Source organism: Streptomyces sp. NPDC016562 (genome assembly GCF_043076955.1).
Classification (GTDB): Bacteria; Actinomycetota; Actinomycetes; order Streptomycetales; family Streptomycetaceae; genus Streptomyces.
On sequence record NZ_JBIBRZ010000001.1, the window covers coordinates 1,115,911 to 1,130,972 of the forward strand.

The window sequence follows — 15,062 nt, forward strand, 5'->3', positions numbered from 1 at the left end:
GTGCGCGATCCGGCTGCGCCGCCGACCTCGCGGCCTATATATACCCGTTAGGCATGGGCGATACTAGACGCCCAGGCGGAGAAGGCGGGCCGCCGAGCCACGTGGTCCGTGGCCGGGTGAACCGTTGACTACCGAGGGCGAAGGAGGGAGAGCGAGTGCGGCTGGCGCTCCTTGCACTCCTCACCCGTAGCCCTGCGCACGGTTACGAGCTCAAGCAGGACCTTGAGAAGCTCCTGGGCGCCGCGTACCCTCAGCCGAACGTCGGCCAGATCTACGTCACCCTCGGCCGGCTGGAGAAGAGCGGCCTGATCGAAGGCGAGGACGTCGAGCAGGCGGGCCGCCCCAACAAGCGCACGTACCGGCTCACGGACGCCGGGCGCGAGGCCGTGCTGGCCTGGTTCGAGGAGACCGCGGAGGAGCCCCGGGTACGGGACGAGTTCTTCATGAAGCTCGCGCTCGCACCGAGATCGGGTCTGGCCGACCCGGTCGCACTGATCAACAAGCAGCGGCGCCAGTACCTCAACACCATGCGGGACCTGTCGAAGCTGGCCGCGGCCGAGGACCGCGACAACAAGATCTCCCACCTGCTGATCGAGGGCGCCATGCTGCATCTGCAGGCCGATCTCGACTGGCTCGAACGCTGTCAGGAGGAGCTGGAATGAGCGAGGACGCCACCGCTCCTGCCGTGCCCATCGTGCGGGCGGAGGGCCTGACCAAGACCCATCACGGCGAGGGCGCGCCCGTGCACGCCGTGCGCGGGGTGGACCTGTCCGTCCAGCCCGGCGAATTCGTCGCCGTCACCGGACCGTCGGGAGCCGGCAAGTCCACGCTGCTGCATCTGATCGGCGGCCTCCAACGGCCCGACAGCGGGAAGCTGTGGCTCGACGGAGAGCGGGTCGACACCTACCGCGAGGCCCGCTGGGCGGTCCTCAGGCGCCGCAGCATCGGCGTCGTCTTCCAGTTCTTCAACCTGGTCTCCAACCTCACCGTCGCCGACAACGTCGAACTGCCCGCCCTGCTGGCCGGCGCCTCGCCCAAGGCCGCCCGCGCGTCCCGCGCCGAGCTCCTCGCCGAACTGGGCCTCGAAGGCCGCGAACGGTCGATGCCCGGTGAGCTGTCGGGCGGCGAACAGCAGCGCGTCGCGCTGGCCCGCGCCCTGGTCAACCATCCCGCGCTGCTCCTCGCCGACGAACCGGCCGGGAGCCTGGACAGCAAGGGCACCCGCGAGGTGCTGCGGCTGCTCTCCCGGTTCCACCAGCGCGGCCAGACGATCATGATGGTGACCCATGACGCCCGGATGGCCAGTGCCGCCGACCGCGTCATCAGCTTCTTCGACGGGCGCATAGCCGACGACGCGCAGCTCGGCGGCGCGGGCCGCACACCCCCCGGCGGCGTTTCCGGCGTACTCGAACTGAAGGAGTGAGCGTGCGGGCCACTCTGCGCTGGGCGCAGGCCGACGTGCGCGCACACCGGGGCGAAGCCCTCTTCGTCGTGCTGGCCAGCGCCGGGGTCATCGCCTCACTCCTGCTGGCCGGCGCCCTGTTCAGTTACGCCGCGAACCCCTGGCAGCGCGTCTTCAACCAGTCCCACGGCGCGCACATCTGGCTGCACACCCGCGCCGGCGCGAACATGGACGCGCTGTCCGGCGTGGACGGGGTCGCGGCCCTCTCGGGGCCTTTCCGTACGACGGCGACCACGGTCGACTCGCACGGCGCGCGAGCCGGGGTGACGCTCCGGGCGGCCGCCGAGCCGCCCGCGGAGACCGGGCGGCCCCTCCTGACGGCGGGCAGTTGGCCGGGCCGGTCGGACGACGACGCCGGAGCCGGAGCCGGGACCGACCAGGGCGCGGGCGCCGTCGTGCTGGAGGCCTCGGTCGCGCGGGCACTGTGGGCGGAGCCGGGCGACACCGTGCGGGTCACCGGACCGGACGGCGCCCCGCACGCCGTGCGCGTGAGCGGGATCGCCGAAGTGGCGGAGCCGGGCTACCGGCCGGGCGGCGGACCCGGCATCGGCTGGGTGCTGCCCGGCACGCTCGACGCGATCGCGCACGGCGACACCGGACAGAGCGTGGGGCTGCGCCTGGAGGATCCGGAGGACACCGACTTCATCGTCCAGCGCGCGGTGACCGTACTCGGCGCGGACCGGGTCGCCCAGGTCACCAAGTGGCAGCAGGCACGGGCCGAGGCGGGCGGGGACGACCGGCTCCTGGGAAAGATGTTCGCCGTTTTCGGGCTCGGCGCGCTGCTCGCGGCGGCGCTGGCCGCGTCGGGAGCGATCGGCGCGCGGGTGCGCGGCCAGCTGAGGGACATCGCCGTCCTCAAGGCCATCGGCTTCACCCCCGGCCAGGTGACCCGCGGTTTCCTGGTGCAGCACCTGGCCTTCGCGCTGCTCGGGGTGGCCCTCGGCACGGCCGCGATCGCCGCTCTGGGCGCCCGGATACCGGGGCGGATCGGCGAGGCGGCCGCGGTGTGGCAGGGCCTGCCCGGCCACACCGCGCTGATGATCGGCATCCCCTGGGGCGCGGTGCTGCTGATCGCGGCGGCGACCGGGCTCTCCGCCTGGCGGGCCGGACGGGTGCCCCCGGTGCCGGTGGCACGGGCCGCGCTGCCCTCCGCCGCGCCGATGACCGCACTCGGCAGGCGGGCCCTGGGGATGCGGGTGCCTCCGGCCCTGGTCCTGGGCTGGCGGGCGGCGTTCGCGCGGCGCGGCCGCACGCTCGTGCCGGTGGCCCGGCTCGCGCTGCCGCTGACGCTCATCACGGTCGCCCTCGTCGCCTGGTCGACGCTGGACCAGTTCCGCAGCCGGCCCGCGCAGGTCGGACTGCCCGCGGCGCTGACCGTACGGGCCCACCAGGCCGCCGTGCCGTCGGACCCGGAACCGCGGCCGGAGCTGGAGCTGGAGAAGACCCTCTCGGCCGTTCCCGGCGTCGCCGCGGTCCATCCGGGCGCGGAGATGGCGGCGCTCGTACCGGGTCAGACCGGCACCATCACGCTCCGCGGGCTGGGCACCGCCCGCCGCCCCTACCCCTCCGCTGTGGTGGAAGGGCGCGCGGTCGGCGGTCCCGACGAGGCGGTGGCCGGGCAGGGCCTGCTGGACCTCCTCGGCGTACGGGTCGGTGACTGGGTGCGGATGACCGTCGAGGGGCGGCCGCAGATCCTGCACCTCGTCGGCCGGACCATCGAGCCCGAATCCGGCGGCCGGGTGATCACCACGACCCTCGACGCCCTGCGGGAGCGCGATCCGCGGCTACGGCCCGCCTTCCACGCACTGGAGCTGCGCGAGGGGGCGGATCCGCGGGCGGTGAGCGGCACGCTCGCCGCGACGGCGGGCGGAACGCTGGAGGTGCGGGAGACCCCCAATCCGGCCGAGCGGCTGGGTCCGGCACGCGGAGTGATCGCCGCCCTGATCGCGGTCCTGGCCCTGATCGGACTGACCGAGCTGCTGACGCTGATCAGTACGGGCGTACGCGAGCGCGGCCGGGACCTGCTCGCGCTGAAGGCGATCGGGCTGACGCCCCGGCAGATCGGGTCGGTGATCGTGACGGCCGCCGGTCTGACCGCGTGCGTGTCCGCGGTGGTGGGGACGACGGTGGGTGCGCTGGCGGGCCGCTGGCTGGTGGACACGCAGGGCGCGTCGAGCGGGATCGGCGCGGGGATCGCCCGGCTGCCCGCGTGGCCGGTGCTGTCGACGGTGCTGGTCGGGGCGGTGCTGGGTGCGGTGGCGGCGGCGGCGCTGCCAGCGACTCGGGCGGCCCGGCGGCGCCTGGCGGACTCGCTGAGCGAGACGCTCTGATCCACGGGGCCGTCCCGGGAATCAGAGCGTCCTCACGCCGGCGCGGGGCCGCTCGGCCCGGGGCCGCTCAGCCCCGGTCGCCCAGGTCCAGGCGGTCGGCCAGTCCGGCGGCGGTGAAGGCGGCCACCAGGTCGTCACCGCCCTCGGTGAAGTGGGCCCAGCTGTCGTAGTGGACGGGCACCACCCGGCGGGCGCCGAGGATCCTGGCGGCTTCGGCGGCCTGGACGCTGTCGAGGACGAGGAGCCCACCGCCGAAGATGACGGGGAAGCGAGGGGCTCCGGCGAACAGGAGGGCGGTGTCCACCGGGCCGAAGCGCTCGGCGATCTCCCGGACCAGGTCGAGCGAGGCGTTGTCGCCGCTGACGTAGACCGTGGGCAGGCCCTCCCCGGTCAGGACGAAGCCGACGACCTGGCCGGTGACCGGTTCGACCTCCTCGCGCTTCCCGGGGCCGTGCACGGCGGGCACGGCCGTCACGGTGACCGTGCCGCCGCCGGGACGGTCGAGCTCGACCGCCTCCCAGTCGGCCAGCCCCCTGGCCCCGCCTCCCAGGCGCTGCCCGCCTCCCGGGGTGGTGAGCGTGAGGGGCACGTCGGCGAGGAGGGCCCGACCGGAGCGGTCGAGGTTGTCGGGGTGCTCGTCGTGCGAGAGCAGGACCACGTCGACGCGGCCGAGGTCGGCCGGGCTGCCGGAGGCGGGCGCGGTCTTGGCGAGGACCGGGCCGCCCGGCCTCGCGTAGTCGCCGGGTGCGTCGAAGGTGGGATCGGTCAGGAACCGCAGCCCGCCGTACTCGAAGAGGGCGGTGGGGCCGCCGAAGACGCGGACGGGGATCTGCTCGCTGGGCGTGCTGAAGTCAGCCATGGGAAGGGCACCTCACGGATAGGAAGCGGTTCATCCGTGAAGGACCGTACGGGTTCTCACGGATGGACGCAAGACGTAACATGAGAGCCATGAAGGAGAACGTGACCGCCGAGACCGCCCTGCCCCCCGCACCGGGCGCGGAGCAGCACCCCGCGCTCGACTTCGCCAACAGCGCCGTAGCCCTGCCCGGGGGTCAGTTCATCGATCTCCTCGGCACCCCCGCCACGGCCAACCGGTGGCTGATCGAGCGCGACCTGGCGCCGGCCGAGGTGGACCTGCAGGAGACGTGCGCCGCGCAGCTGCGGTCCCTGCGCGAGCAGGTCAGATCACTGCTGGCCGCGCGGGTCGCCGGCCACCCCGGCCTGCCGGGGGCCGTCGCCGCCGTCAACGACGCGCTCACCCGCGCCCCCGCGGCCTCCCTGTTGCACTGGGACCGCACCCACGGCCCGTACCGGGCCGCCTCGCACCCGACCGCCCTGATCGTCGAACACGCCCTCGCGGTCCTCGCCGACGACGCCGCCGACCTGATCACGGGCCCCGACGCCGAACGCCTCACGGCCTGCGCCTCCACCCCCTGCAACCGCTACCTGCTGCGCCACGGCCGTCGCCACTGGTGTTCGGTCCGCTGCGGCGACCGCGCCCGGGCCGCCCGCGCCTACGCCCGACGTACCCAGACCGTCGAACCGCCCGGCGGAGCGTGACGACTGGCGCGAAATCCCCCCTGCACAGGGTCTGATGACACGGAGTCAAAGAACAGGATCCGCGGCCGCCGAGGTCCCGCACTCACGTGCGCGCATTCCGCCGGGGAAAACAGCGGGTGCTCGCGCGGGCTGCGGGTACACGCGCAGTGACGCACGGCACTTCGGAAGGAGCGGGTGAGGGCAATGGCGGTCAAGGCAGTGGGCTGGGCGCGTTCGTTTCCGATCGCGGAGGGCGTCCGCGCGGCGCGGGAGTGGACCGCCCGGCACCTGGCATCACTGCAGTGGAACCGTTCGGCGGCCGACACCGTGCACTCCGTGCTGCTGTGCGTCTCCGAACTCGTCACCAACGCCCACCTGCACGCGGCCGGCACCGCACACCTCGTGCTGACCTGGGACGGCTCCTGCCTGCACGTGAGCGTCGCCGACGCCGATCCGCGGCTGCCCCGCCGCCGGGCGCCCGACCCCGACGTGGGCGCCCGGGAGCCCACGTTCGCCACGTCCGGTCGCGGGCTGGGGATCGTCGACGCCCTGGCCGATTCCATGGACGTGCACGCGTGCCATGGCGGCAAGGCGGTCACCGCGTGCTTCCGGCCGACCGGTGGACCGGCTCCGCACGCGGCCGCCCCGCCCACCGGCTGACCGGCCCATCCCTTCACAATCCCCACACAAGGCCACGTGAATCGAGGCGGATTCGCGCCGACTCACGACAGCTCACGCCCGTTACGCCGCGAGGGCGTCCTCGACACTTTCGTGCAGGGAGAGGACGGTATCGGCACCTGTCACGGCGAAGAGCCGGCGCAGCTGCTCACCGGGGGCGGCGATGCGCAGGGCGGTCAGACGGTGCAGCCGCAGCAGCAGGTTCAGGAAGGAGGAGTCTCCGAACGTGATGGCTCCGGCGTCCAGCACCACCAGCGGATGCCTGCCGACGGCAGACGTGAGAGCCTCCTCCAGGGGTGTCAGCGTGTCCTGGTCGAGCTCGCCGTGGGCCGCCACCACCCAACCCGCCCCCGCCGCGTAGCCGTCTTTGACCACACCGTGCTGGCGCGCGTCCCCTGCTCCGGTCATGTCCGCCTCCCCGGCTTCGCCACCTGTACGTCCTCCTCAAGGGAGTATGCCCGCTCCTTCGCGCAACGCCGCCCTCCCCCGGCCACGGCGGCGCCTTCGGGACGCCCGAAACGACCCCGCGAACAAATCAATGGTAGGAAGGTTGTGTAGAACCGCGAAGCCGGGGCACAAGGGCCCGGGCAGCCGTTAGTCAATCGGGAGGGAGCGGCCACCATGTCTCGCTCGGCCACCGCTACAGGCCCCATTCGTGCAACAGAGGCGCAAGTCCCTGCTTGTGACCGAGGCACGGCGGGAGCGCCAACGCAGGACCACAAGCTTTTCCGGGTGGACAACGCCCGCGAGATGGCACCCGCCGACGCACGCGAATTGTCGCGGGTCTTCTTCGGGAAGCTGCGCACCCTGGAAGAGGGCACCCGCGAGTACCAGTACACGCGCAACACCCTGATCGAGATGAATCTCTCCCTGGTGCAGTTCGCCGCACGACGTTTCCGGTCCCGGACCGCCGGGGGCGGCCTGGACATGGACGACATCATCCAGGTGGGAACCATCGGCCTCATCAAGGCCATCGACCGCTACGACCTGGAACGCGAGGTCGAGTTCTCCACGCTCGCCCTCCCGTACATCGTCGGTGAGATCAAGCGGTACTTCCGCGACACCACGTGGGCCGTGCACGTTCCCCGGCGACTCCAGGAACTGCGCATGGAGCTCGCCAAGGCGCAGGAGGCCCTGACCGACGTCCTGGGCAGGACGCCGACGGTCAAGGAGATCGCCCAGCACCTGGAACTGTCCGAGGACGAGGTCATCGACGGCCTGGTGGCCGCGAACGGCTACACCAGCGGTTCCCTCGACGCCGCGGGCCCGGACGACGACGCGCCGTCCACGGCGGCCCAGACGACCCGGCCGCTGGCGGAACGCCTCGGTGAGGTCGACCCCGCCATGGAACTCTTCGAGGACTTCCACACCCTGGCTCCCCTGCTGGAACAGCTGGACGAACGCGACCGGCTGATCCTGCAGATGCGCTTCGGCGAGGAGAAGACCCAGGCCGAGGTCGGCGCCGAACTGGGCATCTCCCAGATGCAGGTCTCCCGCATCCTGTCCCGGACCCTCGCCCGGTTGCGCGAGGGCATGCTCAGGGTGTAGGCCAAGTCCATGCCGTCCCACCACCGACCCGACCGCCCCGTCTCCCCCACCGACGCGCAAGCGCAGCGGGGGGAGGCGGCGGCGGCGGTCGCGCGGTGCGGGCAGACCCGGACGGGAGGGGCGGCGGGCGCCGTGACCACGCTGGACGCCCTGCCCCTGCGGGACCGCCCGGGCACGCGCCTGAGCGGCAGCTGCGACCTCGACACCCGGCAGGACCTCAAGGCCGCGCTCGGCGCCGTGGTGCGCATTCCGGGCTCCGTCGTCCATCTCGATCTTTCCGCCGTGACCTTCCTGGACCCGGCGGCGGTCGCCGCTCTGGTGGGGGCCTCGGCCGCTCTCAGGGGGGAGGGGCGACGCCTGCTGCTCCACGACCCGCCATACTCGCTTCGCAAGGTAGTGGAGATGTTCCCGGACGAATGCGCCGCGCTGGAGGTCGCAGCATGATCACAGTTCCTGCGCCCGCCGGACCCGGGGCCTTCGTCCACCCCGCCCTTTTCTACCGGGACCTCGCCGAATACGTGACCGGCGTGGGCGGTTTCGTACGTGCCGCCCTGTCGGCCGACGAGCCGGTGCTCGTCGCCGTTCCGGGCCCGCACCTGACGGCCCTGCGCGAGAGCCTCGGGGACGATGTGGCGGAAGTCACCTGGACGGACATGACGGAGCTGGGCCGCAACCCCGGCCGCATCCTGGCCGCCTTGCAGGACTTCGCCGACCGGCACGCGGGCCGGGCGGCCCGGATCGTCGGCGAGCCGATCTGGCCCGGCCGCTCCCCCGCCGAGGTGCGGGAGGCCACCCGCCACGAGGCCCTCATCAACACGGCCTTCGCCGGCCGGGCGGCCACCATCCTGTGCCCGTACGACGTACCGGGCCTGGCGCCCTCGGTGGTGAGCGAGGCCCGGCGCACGCACCCCACGCTGGTCGTGGAGGGCCGGGACCTGGTGAGCCCGGCGTACACCGACGCCTCCACGGTCTGCGCGGACTGCGATCTGCCCCTGCCCGAGCACGACGGCGCGGTGTACCGGCTGGAGTACTCCCACGGAGGGCTGGCCGAGGTGCGCGAGCACGCCGAGGGCTGGGCCCGCACCACGGCCCTGACCGCGGCCCGGCGCGGTGACCTCGTCCTGGCCATCAGCGAGGCGGCGGCCAACTCCCTTTCGCACGGAGGCGGTAAGGGCACGCTGCGGCTGTGGGCCACCGCCGGCCCCGGCTCGGGAGTCGTCGCGGAGATCCACGACGCCGGCCGGCTGGCCGATCCCCTGGCGGGACGCCGGCGTCCCTCCCTGGCGTCGGCCCAGGGCGGCCGCGGTCTGTGGATGATCCACCAGCTGTGCGATCTGGTCGAGGTCCGGGCCACGGAGACCGCCTTCACGCTGCGACTGCACATGGCAACGCCTTGAGACCGGCGGTCCCCTAGACTGTCACGGGCAGGTGCCGAACGCAGATACCAGCGTCAACGTGGGGGTGAGAGACCACAGTGGAGACCATAGGCCCGGAAACGGGTGATCCCGTGAGTGCGGGCTTCCCGGTGGGGGGCCAGCGTCGTCGGCTCGCCCTGGCGGGCGTCCGCGGTCGCGTGGCCAAGGGCCGCGACTTCACGCGTCAGGCCTTGCAGGACTGGGGGTGGGACGGGACGGAGACCGCCGAGGACGCCCTGCTCCTGGTGTCCGAGCTGCTGACCAACGCGTCGTTGCACGCCGACGGCTGTCACGAACTCGTCCTCACGGCCGGAGATCGCCTGCGCATCGAGGTGTACGACGGCGCGACGACGCTGCCGCGCCGCCACCCGTCCCCGCAGCGCGGTGTGCCGGGCGGCCACGGCCTCTACATCGTGGAGCGCCTCTCGGACCGCTGGGGCGCGCAGGCGTACGAGGGCGGGAAGGCCGTCTGGGCCGAGATCGACGCCTCTCGGCTGACCACCGGCAGGCCCGCGGGGTACTGACCCGCCGGTCTTCCCAACAGGGGGCGTCAACGGGGCCGTTGCGGGCAAGCGCGCAGTATGGACTCACATCAGCTCACCGCTCTGTCCCTGGCCCCGGTCCCCGGCCCCGCGTGGGTGCACCTGCTCGTCATCGCCTTCGCGCTGATCGTCCTCGTACGCACCCTCGCCGGCCACCGCTAGAGGGCGTGTAGCGGACGCTGCGTGCTGGACCGGCGCCCACGGGGTATCCGCGGTGTATGGAAACCTCTTCGGCTCGGCCGGGCGGCTTACGGCGCCCGTGGTGGGGACGCATCGGCGTCGGCCTGGCGGTCCTCGTGGTGCTGCTCGTGCTCGTGGAGCGCTTCAGTCTGCTCCCGGGCTTCGGGGGCCTCTTCGGCGAGGAGACGCGCGACCGCTCGGGTCCGGCGCTGCTCAAGTCGATCCAGGACATGGAACGTTACGAGGCGGCCGTCGGCACCTTCCAGGTGGTCGTCGACCTGGAGAAGGACGCGGCGTTCCTGCCGGACGCGATCCGCGGCACCCGCACCCTCTACGTGGGCTCCGGCACGGTCAGCGGCTACGTCGACCTGGGCGGACTGAGCGAGGGCAACGTCACGGTGAACGGCGACCGCACCAAGGCCTCGGTCCGGCTGCCGCACGCCGTGCTCGGCACGGCCGCCCTCGACCCGGAGCGTTCGTACGCGGTGTCGAAGCAGCGGGGCCTGCTGGACCGGATCGGCGATCTGTTCTCCGACAATCCGGCCGGTGAGCAGGCCGTACAGAAGCTCGCCGTCCGGCACATCGACGAAGCCGCGCGGGACAGCGGCCTCGCCGAGCGCGCCGAGAAGAACACCGTGTCGATGCTGGAGGGGCTGCTGCGTTCGCTGGGCTTCCGTGAGGTGACCGTCGCCTACGGCTGATCGCGGACGGCGGCGAGGACGAACGAGTGCCCTGCCGGATCGGCGTACCGCCGCAGTGTGGTGCGGTTGTCCAGCCGGGTGCCGTCCTCCTCCGCCGTCATCGGGCGCGCTCCGAGGGCCACGGCTTCCCGCTCGGCCTCGTCGAGGAGCTCCTGCGCCACCAGGATCCGCAGATGGGCCTGCTGGGAGTCCTCCGGGAGCGGCCAGCTCGGCGGCGCGTGATGGGGATCACGGCGGACCCCGAGCACCACGCCGGCGTCGCCGGTGACGAGGAACAGCTCCCCGTCACCGGGGGCGGGGCCCGCGGTGGCGCCGAGCAGTTCGGCGTAGAAGCGGGCCAGGGGCTCGGGCTCGGCGCAGTCCAGGACGAAGACACTGGTCTTGGGTACGGTCATGCAGCGCGTGTGCCCTGCGTCGTCGTCCGTACACGCGCCGTACGGCCACTGCCGGGCCGGCGCGGCCGCAGGGGCCGCCCCGTCACAGGGTGCGGCCGGCGTCCGTGTCCTGGGCTCCCGATGCGGGTCCCACGAGGACGCGGGGCAGGGCGTCCGGGTGCTTCTCCGCGAGCCAGCCGATCAGCTGCTCCCGTACGGCGCAGCGCACCGTCCACAGGTCGTCGGCGTCCTTCGCCGTGACGATGGCGCGCACCACCATGGTGGAGGGCGTCGTCTCCGTGACGGCGAGGTCCCAGGCGCGGCCGTCCCACTCCGGGCAGGCGAGCAGGATCTCGTGGACCTTCTCGCGCATGCGGTCGACGGGCGCGCTGTGGTCGCAGTGGACGAAGACCGTGCCGGTCATCTGGACGCCGCCGCGGGACCAGTTCTCGAACGGCCGCGTGGTGAAGTAGGAGACGGGCATGGTGAGCCGGCGCTCGTCCCAGGTGCGTACGGCGAGGAAGGTCAGGGTGATGTCCTCGACCACTCCCCACTCCCCCGCGACGACGACGGTGTCACCTATGCGCACCATGTCGCCGAAGGCGATCTGGAAGCCCGCGAAGAGGTTTCCGAGGGTGGACTGGGCCGCGACGCCGGCCACGATGCCGATGATCCCCGCCGAGGCGAGCAGAGAGGTGCCGAGCGCCCGGAAGCTGGGGAAGGTGAGCAGCATCGCGGCGGCGGCGACGACGCCCACCACGACCGTGACGACGCGCATGATCAATGTCACCTGGGTGCGGACCCGGCGCACCCGGGCCGGGTCGCGGGTGCCGGTGGCGTAGCGGGCGTACCCCGACTCGACGACGGCGGAGGCCACCGCCACGATCAGCCAGGCTCCCGCACCGATCAGGGCCAGCGACAGGATCCGGCTCACCGTGGCCGCGTTGTCCCGCAGCGGCGGCCATGCGATCTGCCGGAAGGAGCCCTGGAGCAGGGCGGCGAGCAGCACGATCTGCAGGGCGCGGCGGCAGCGCCGCAGCAGGTGCCACAGGGGTGTTTCCGGGTGTTTCGCGTCGACGCGGCGCAGCAGCAGGTCGACGGCCCATCCGGCCACGGCGGTGACCAGGATCGAGCCCCCCAGGACGGTCGGCAGGAGAAGAGCGCTGTTCATATCGCCTCGGCGCAGGTAGGTGGCATGGACCCGCACGCGCCTGCCCCACGCGAGGGAGCTGACACAGGCGCGCACCTCGGGGCGGGCCGGGGCCGGTGCATGGCGCAGCCAGGGGCGGGTACCCGCGCCTCAAGACGTCCTGACGGACGACCCGCACTTCAGGGTGCGGGGTGCCGATGACACGGAAAGGGTGCACATGTCGCACGTCGAGGAGTACGTCGAGGTCAATGTTCCCGTACGGACGGCGTACAACCAGTGGACGCAGTTCGAGGACTTCCCCGCCTTCATGGAGGGGGTCGAACGCGTCGAGCAGCGCTCCGACACGCTCACCCACTGGGTGACGAACGTGAACGGCGTGCAGCGCGAGTTCGACGCGCAGATCACCGAGCAGCTCCCGGACCGGCGCGTGGCGTGGATGACGGTCGACGGCGAGGCCCGTCAGGCCGGGCTGGTGACCTTCCAGCCGATCGACGCCACCACCACGAAGGTCGTCCTGCACATGAACTGGGTGCCCGACGGTCTGGCCGAGGCGGCCGCCGACAAGCTGGGCTTCGTGAAGCGTCAGGTGGGGGGTGACCTCAAGCGCTTCAAGATGTTCATCGAGTCGCGCGGGGTCGAGACGGGCGCCTGGCGCGGCGAGGTCTGATCGCGATGAGAAGCGAGACCGCGGGCGAGGGCGCCGCGCGCAAGGGCGCCAGAGCCGCGTCGCAGGGCGGCGAATTCCGAGAGGTCGCGGCGCGGGCCGGGCTGGTGGCGCGCGGGGTGCTGTACGTGCTCATCGGCATGCTGGCCGTGCGCATCGCGGTCGGCGGCGGCGACAAGGAGGCCGACCGTCACGGCGCCCTCCAGGAGCTCGCGGGCAAGCCCTTCGGCGGATTCCTCATCTGGGCCGTGGGCATCGGGCTCGTCGGCATGATGCTGTGGCGTCTGTCGGAGGCGGTGTTCGGGGCGGCCGGGCCGGAGGGCGACAAGCCCCTGAAACGGTTCGGCGCGGCTGCCCGGGCCGTCTTCTACGCCGTGGTGGCGTTCTCCGTGTTCAGCTTCGCGTCCTCGGCGGGAGGCGGCCGCTCCGGCGACGAACAGTCCCGCGATGTGACGGCGAAGGCGTTGGACCTGCCCGCCGGCCAGTGGCTGGTGGGCGCCGTCGGGCTCGGGATCGGCATCGGCGGGGTGGTCATCGCGGTGCAGGCGGTACGGCGCACCTTCCACAAGCACCTCGCCATGGGTACGGCCTCGGCGCGGTGGCGCAAGGCCGTCGACTTCCTCGGCGTGACCGGTGGTGTGGCCCGGGGAACGCTGTTCGCGGCGGTGGGCGGTTTCGTCGTGTACGCGGCGCTGCGGTACGAGCCCGAGCAGGCGAAGGGGCTCGACGACACGCTGAGGTCGTTCGCCCACACCGGGGCGGGGCCGTGGCTGCTGGTCGTGATCGCCGTGGGGCTCATGCTCTTCGGGGCGTTCTCCTGGGCCTTGGCCCGCTGGATCCGCGTCTGATCAGGGCGATACGGCCGCGGCGCTCCCGCCGCCCGGCCCATGGACCGCTGATGGCCCGCCACCCCTTTCCGGGGGTGGCGGGCCATCAGCGGTCCATGGTCCGGGGCCCTGCCGCAGGGGCCTGAGGCGGGCTCAGTGGGGTCCGGGCGGCCGGGGCGAGGCCAGGCGGGAGGCCTCGATCTCTGCCCAGACGACCTTTCCGGTCGCATGGGCGTAGGAGCCCCACCGGTCGGAGAGCCGCTGGACTATGTGCAGGCCGTGGCCGCCGGGGACGCCGGGCCGCGGCACGGCCCGGGGAGACGGCAGCACCTTCTCCCCGTCGAGCACGTCGATGCGCAGTGTCTCCCCTGCCGTCAGGACGAGCTCGTGGCAGCCGTGCGCGTGCAGGGCCGCGTTGGTCACCAGCTCGGACACGACGAGGACGGCGTCCTCGGTGCTCTCCCGACAGTCCCAGCCCCAGTCCCTCAGGGCCTGGCGGGTGAAGTCCCGCCCCTTGGCCACCGCGCCCCTCACACTGCGCAGAGCCAGTCGGCGGCACTGCCCCGTGACCGGCGCTCCCGTACATCGGGGACCGCCGGTGGCTGCTCCCGTCTTGTCCACTGTCGCCTCACCCCGGCGTTGACTGATGTGCTTGCTGGATGGAAGGGGGGCCGGCTCCGTCCTGTGAAGGGCCCGGGCCGGTCGTCCTGTGTACAGGCGTCCCCGGTGTCGCGTATGCCCGCCTCGTTCGCCCGGACACGTGAACATCGCCCTCGGCGTAGTGGGGCCGGTGAACTCACCCGTACGGACGCAACCAGGGGCGGGACCGCTACTCAGCGGTCCCGCCCCTGTCTGCCGGCTTCTGTGTGGCTCACGCGTGCGGCCGGCCGTTGTCCTCGTATGTCACCGCCGTAGGCCTGGCGCCTGCGGCGTGAGCCCACGGCTACCAGTAGTGGCGCCGGCCGCCGACCGCGTGCCCGACCGAGCCCAGGATCCACAGGACCGCCCCTATGACCAGCAGGATGATCCCGATGGTCCAGAGGATGGAGATTCCGGTCACGAATCCGATGATCAGAAGAATAAGCCCGACGAGAATCATGATGCTCCTCGTGTGTGCGTTGGGAATCGGCGGAACGGGTGGATCCGCCGGGGCGCCTCAGTGGGCGTCTACCCCTTAATGCCGTCCTTATCTGTGCTGTGGCACTCCCTCCTCGGCGGCGGGGTGGTACCGCCCGCGCGGAGGCCGGCGCCCCGGGGGCCGCTCACGCGCGGTGACTGCCGACCGGGCCGTCCCCGGGTCCCCCGACGTCGTAGTACGTGCTCAGTTCCTGCCGGTAGCCGGCGTCGCGCAGGTGCTGGTCCCGGTGGAATTCGGGGGCGTGCCGGATCTGTTCCTTCGTGCGGTTCACGTAGACCTTCTCCTCCTGCAAGTCGATCCGGGAGACCGTGCTCGCGGGGAGGAGGACTTCCTTGCCGAAGATCCACATGCCGGTGTCGACGACGAGGTAGGCGTCGCCGGCCTCGTCGGAGTGTTTGTCGACCTTGCCGATGCTGCCGTCGGTGGCCTCGACCTTGTATCCGGTGAGGTCGGCCCCGGCCAGGTGGCCGGAGGACGGCGGATAGTTCCACACGTGCTCAGTCACGGCGCCTGC

At 72.5% G+C, this 15,062-nt stretch carries 20 protein-coding genes; 13 read left to right on the forward strand and 7 right to left on the reverse strand.

The genetic code is table 11. The features are described 5' to 3' along the window. Positions 1-155: 155 nt before the first annotated feature. The 3 genes from ACF059_RS05160 to ACF059_RS05170 are packed head-to-tail and all read left to right on the forward strand — an operon-like array spanning position 156 to position 3,792. On the forward strand, positions 156-662 hold the full coding sequence (locus ACF059_RS05160; RefSeq protein ID WP_392051539.1) for a PadR family transcriptional regulator: 507 nt from the start codon (positions 156-158) through the stop codon (positions 660-662). Next, complete coding sequence (locus tag ACF059_RS05165) at positions 659-1,423, forward strand: ABC transporter ATP-binding protein (protein ID WP_392051542.1); 765 nt, start codon at positions 659-661, stop codon at positions 1,421-1,423. The genes ACF059_RS05160 and ACF059_RS05165 overlap by 4 nt, the downstream gene beginning before the upstream one ends. Positions 1,424-1,425: 2 nt before the next feature. Beyond that, positions 1,426-3,792 (forward strand): FtsX-like permease family protein, encoded by a 2,367-nt coding sequence (locus ACF059_RS05170; RefSeq protein WP_392051545.1) that lies wholly within the window; start codon positions 1,426-1,428, stop codon positions 3,790-3,792. A 67-nt stretch (positions 3,793-3,859) separates the two neighbouring features. Here the strand turns inward: ACF059_RS05170 and ACF059_RS05175 are convergent, their stop codons facing one another. After that, entirely contained in the window at positions 3,860-4,651 is a 792-nt protein-coding gene (locus ACF059_RS05175) for an MBL fold metallo-hydrolase (protein ID WP_392051548.1), read from the reverse strand. Between the two features lie 89 nt (positions 4,652-4,740). On the opposite strand from ACF059_RS05175, the gene ACF059_RS05180 reads away from it, so the two are divergent. Both ACF059_RS05180 and ACF059_RS05185 read left to right on the forward strand, forming a co-directional pair. After that, the gene (locus tag ACF059_RS05180) at positions 4,741-5,352 is read left to right on the forward strand and encodes a CGNR zinc finger domain-containing protein (RefSeq protein WP_392051550.1); all 612 of its coding nucleotides are present in this window, start codon (positions 4,741-4,743) and stop codon (positions 5,350-5,352) included. Between the two features lie 183 nt (positions 5,353-5,535). Next, positions 5,536-5,991: an ATP-binding protein gene (locus tag ACF059_RS05185; protein ID WP_392051553.1), complete on the forward strand. Its 456-nt coding sequence runs from the start codon at positions 5,536-5,538 to the stop codon at positions 5,989-5,991. A gap of 81 nt (positions 5,992-6,072) precedes the next feature. Here ACF059_RS05185 and ACF059_RS05190 read toward each other — a convergent pair whose 3' ends face one another. Next, positions 6,073-6,417 carry an STAS domain-containing protein gene (locus ACF059_RS05190; protein WP_392051556.1) on the reverse strand — a complete coding sequence of 115 codons (345 nt, stop codon included), beginning with the start codon at positions 6,415-6,417 and terminating at the stop codon, positions 6,073-6,075. A 213-nt stretch (positions 6,418-6,630) separates the two neighbouring features. On the opposite strand from ACF059_RS05190, the gene ACF059_RS05195 reads away from it, so the two are divergent. The 6 genes from ACF059_RS05195 to ACF059_RS05220 all read left to right on the forward strand — a co-directional run bounded on the left by ACF059_RS05195 (position 6,631) and on the right by ACF059_RS05220 (position 10,395). Beyond that, entirely contained in the window at positions 6,631-7,557 is a 927-nt protein-coding gene (locus ACF059_RS05195; protein ID WP_392051559.1) for a SigB/SigF/SigG family RNA polymerase sigma factor, read from the forward strand. 9 nt (positions 7,558-7,566) lie between these two features. Further along, positions 7,567-8,001 (forward strand): STAS domain-containing protein, encoded by a 435-nt coding sequence (locus ACF059_RS05200; protein WP_392051562.1) that lies wholly within the window; start codon positions 7,567-7,569, stop codon positions 7,999-8,001. Continuing rightward, a complete protein-coding gene (locus ACF059_RS05205) occupies positions 7,998-8,954 on the forward strand; it encodes an anti-sigma factor RsbA family regulatory protein (protein WP_392051565.1) in 957 nt (318 codons plus the stop codon). The genes ACF059_RS05200 and ACF059_RS05205 overlap by 4 nt, the downstream gene beginning before the upstream one ends. A gap of 110 nt (positions 8,955-9,064) precedes the next feature. Then, on the forward strand, positions 9,065-9,496 hold the full coding sequence (locus ACF059_RS05210) for an ATP-binding protein (protein WP_392051567.1): 432 nt from the start codon (positions 9,065-9,067) through the stop codon (positions 9,494-9,496). A gap of 57 nt (positions 9,497-9,553) precedes the next feature. After that, positions 9,554-9,676, forward strand: coding sequence for a hypothetical protein (locus ACF059_RS05215; RefSeq protein WP_392051570.1), 123 nt, complete (start codon positions 9,554-9,556; stop codon positions 9,674-9,676). A gap of 56 nt (positions 9,677-9,732) precedes the next feature. Further along, entirely contained in the window at positions 9,733-10,395 is a 663-nt protein-coding gene (locus ACF059_RS05220; protein ID WP_392051573.1) for a DUF4230 domain-containing protein, read from the forward strand. Here the strand turns inward: ACF059_RS05220 and ACF059_RS05225 are convergent. Next, positions 10,386-10,790, reverse strand: a complete 405-nt coding sequence (locus ACF059_RS05225) for a VOC family protein (RefSeq protein ID WP_392051576.1) — start codon at positions 10,788-10,790, stop codon at positions 10,386-10,388. The genes ACF059_RS05220 and ACF059_RS05225 overlap by 10 nt on opposite strands. A gap of 82 nt (positions 10,791-10,872) precedes the next feature. Continuing rightward, positions 10,873-11,940 carry a mechanosensitive ion channel family protein gene (locus ACF059_RS05230; protein WP_392051580.1) on the reverse strand — a complete coding sequence of 356 codons (1,068 nt, stop codon included), beginning with the start codon at positions 11,938-11,940 and terminating at the stop codon, positions 10,873-10,875. A 196-nt stretch (positions 11,941-12,136) separates the two neighbouring features. Here ACF059_RS05230 and ACF059_RS05235 point away from each other — a divergent pair, with 196 nt between their 5' ends. Together ACF059_RS05235 and ACF059_RS05240 are read left to right on the forward strand one after the other, a co-directional pair. Next, entirely contained in the window at positions 12,137-12,586 is a 450-nt protein-coding gene (locus ACF059_RS05235; RefSeq protein WP_361940453.1) for an SRPBCC family protein, read from the forward strand. Positions 12,587-12,591: 5 nt separating this feature from the next. Beyond that, complete coding sequence (locus tag ACF059_RS05240; protein ID WP_392051583.1) at positions 12,592-13,431, forward strand: DUF1206 domain-containing protein; 840 nt, start codon at positions 12,592-12,594, stop codon at positions 13,429-13,431. 132 nt (positions 13,432-13,563) lie between these two features. Here ACF059_RS05240 and ACF059_RS05245 read toward each other — a convergent pair whose 3' ends face one another. From ACF059_RS05245 to ACF059_RS05255, 3 genes are all read right to left on the reverse strand, one after another. After that, complete coding sequence (locus ACF059_RS05245) at positions 13,564-13,932, reverse strand: ATP-binding protein (RefSeq protein ID WP_392051586.1); 369 nt, start codon at positions 13,930-13,932, stop codon at positions 13,564-13,566. A 421-nt stretch (positions 13,933-14,353) separates the two neighbouring features. Further along, the gene (locus ACF059_RS05250; protein ID WP_392051589.1) at positions 14,354-14,509 is read right to left on the reverse strand and encodes a DUF6131 family protein; all 156 of its coding nucleotides are present in this window, start codon (positions 14,507-14,509) and stop codon (positions 14,354-14,356) included. A gap of 163 nt (positions 14,510-14,672) precedes the next feature. After that, positions 14,673-15,053: a PRC-barrel domain-containing protein gene (locus tag ACF059_RS05255; RefSeq protein ID WP_392051592.1), complete on the reverse strand. Its 381-nt coding sequence runs from the start codon at positions 15,051-15,053 to the stop codon at positions 14,673-14,675. Positions 15,054-15,062: the final 9 nt, after the last annotated feature.

Bases quoted from the DNA above. Each gene is read 5' to 3' on its own strand.
- ACF059_RS05165 (WP_392051542.1), top strand. From the start codon at position 659: ATGAGCGAGGACGCCACCGCTCCTGCCGTGCCCATCGTGCGGGCGGAG.
- ACF059_RS05175 (WP_392051548.1), bottom strand. From the start codon at position 4,651: ATGGCTGACTTCAGCACGCCCAGCGAGCAGATCCCCGTCCGCGTCTTC.
- ACF059_RS05180 (WP_392051550.1), top strand. From the start codon at position 4,741: ATGAAGGAGAACGTGACCGCCGAGACCGCCCTGCCCCCCGCACCGGGC.
- ACF059_RS05185 (WP_392051553.1), top strand. From the start codon at position 5,536: ATGGCGGTCAAGGCAGTGGGCTGGGCGCGTTCGTTTCCGATCGCGGAG.
- ACF059_RS05190 (WP_392051556.1), bottom strand. From the start codon at position 6,417: ATGACCGGAGCAGGGGACGCGCGCCAGCACGGTGTGGTCAAAGACGGC.
- ACF059_RS05195 (WP_392051559.1), top strand. From the start codon at position 6,631: ATGTCTCGCTCGGCCACCGCTACAGGCCCCATTCGTGCAACAGAGGCG.
- ACF059_RS05200 (WP_392051562.1), top strand. From the start codon at position 7,567: ATGCCGTCCCACCACCGACCCGACCGCCCCGTCTCCCCCACCGACGCG.
- ACF059_RS05205 (WP_392051565.1), top strand. From the start codon at position 7,998: ATGATCACAGTTCCTGCGCCCGCCGGACCCGGGGCCTTCGTCCACCCC.
- ACF059_RS05215 (WP_392051570.1), top strand. From the start codon at position 9,554: ATGGACTCACATCAGCTCACCGCTCTGTCCCTGGCCCCGGTCCCCGGC.
- ACF059_RS05220 (WP_392051573.1), top strand. From the start codon at position 9,733: ATGGAAACCTCTTCGGCTCGGCCGGGCGGCTTACGGCGCCCGTGGTGG.
- ACF059_RS05225 (WP_392051576.1), bottom strand. From the start codon at position 10,790: ATGACCGTACCCAAGACCAGTGTCTTCGTCCTGGACTGCGCCGAGCCC.
- ACF059_RS05230 (WP_392051580.1), bottom strand. From the start codon at position 11,940: ATGAACAGCGCTCTTCTCCTGCCGACCGTCCTGGGGGGCTCGATCCTG.
- ACF059_RS05235 (WP_361940453.1), top strand. From the start codon at position 12,137: ATGTCGCACGTCGAGGAGTACGTCGAGGTCAATGTTCCCGTACGGACG.
- ACF059_RS05240 (WP_392051583.1), top strand. From the start codon at position 12,592: ATGAGAAGCGAGACCGCGGGCGAGGGCGCCGCGCGCAAGGGCGCCAGA.
- ACF059_RS05250 (WP_392051589.1), bottom strand. From the start codon at position 14,509: ATGATTCTCGTCGGGCTTATTCTTCTGATCATCGGATTCGTGACCGGA.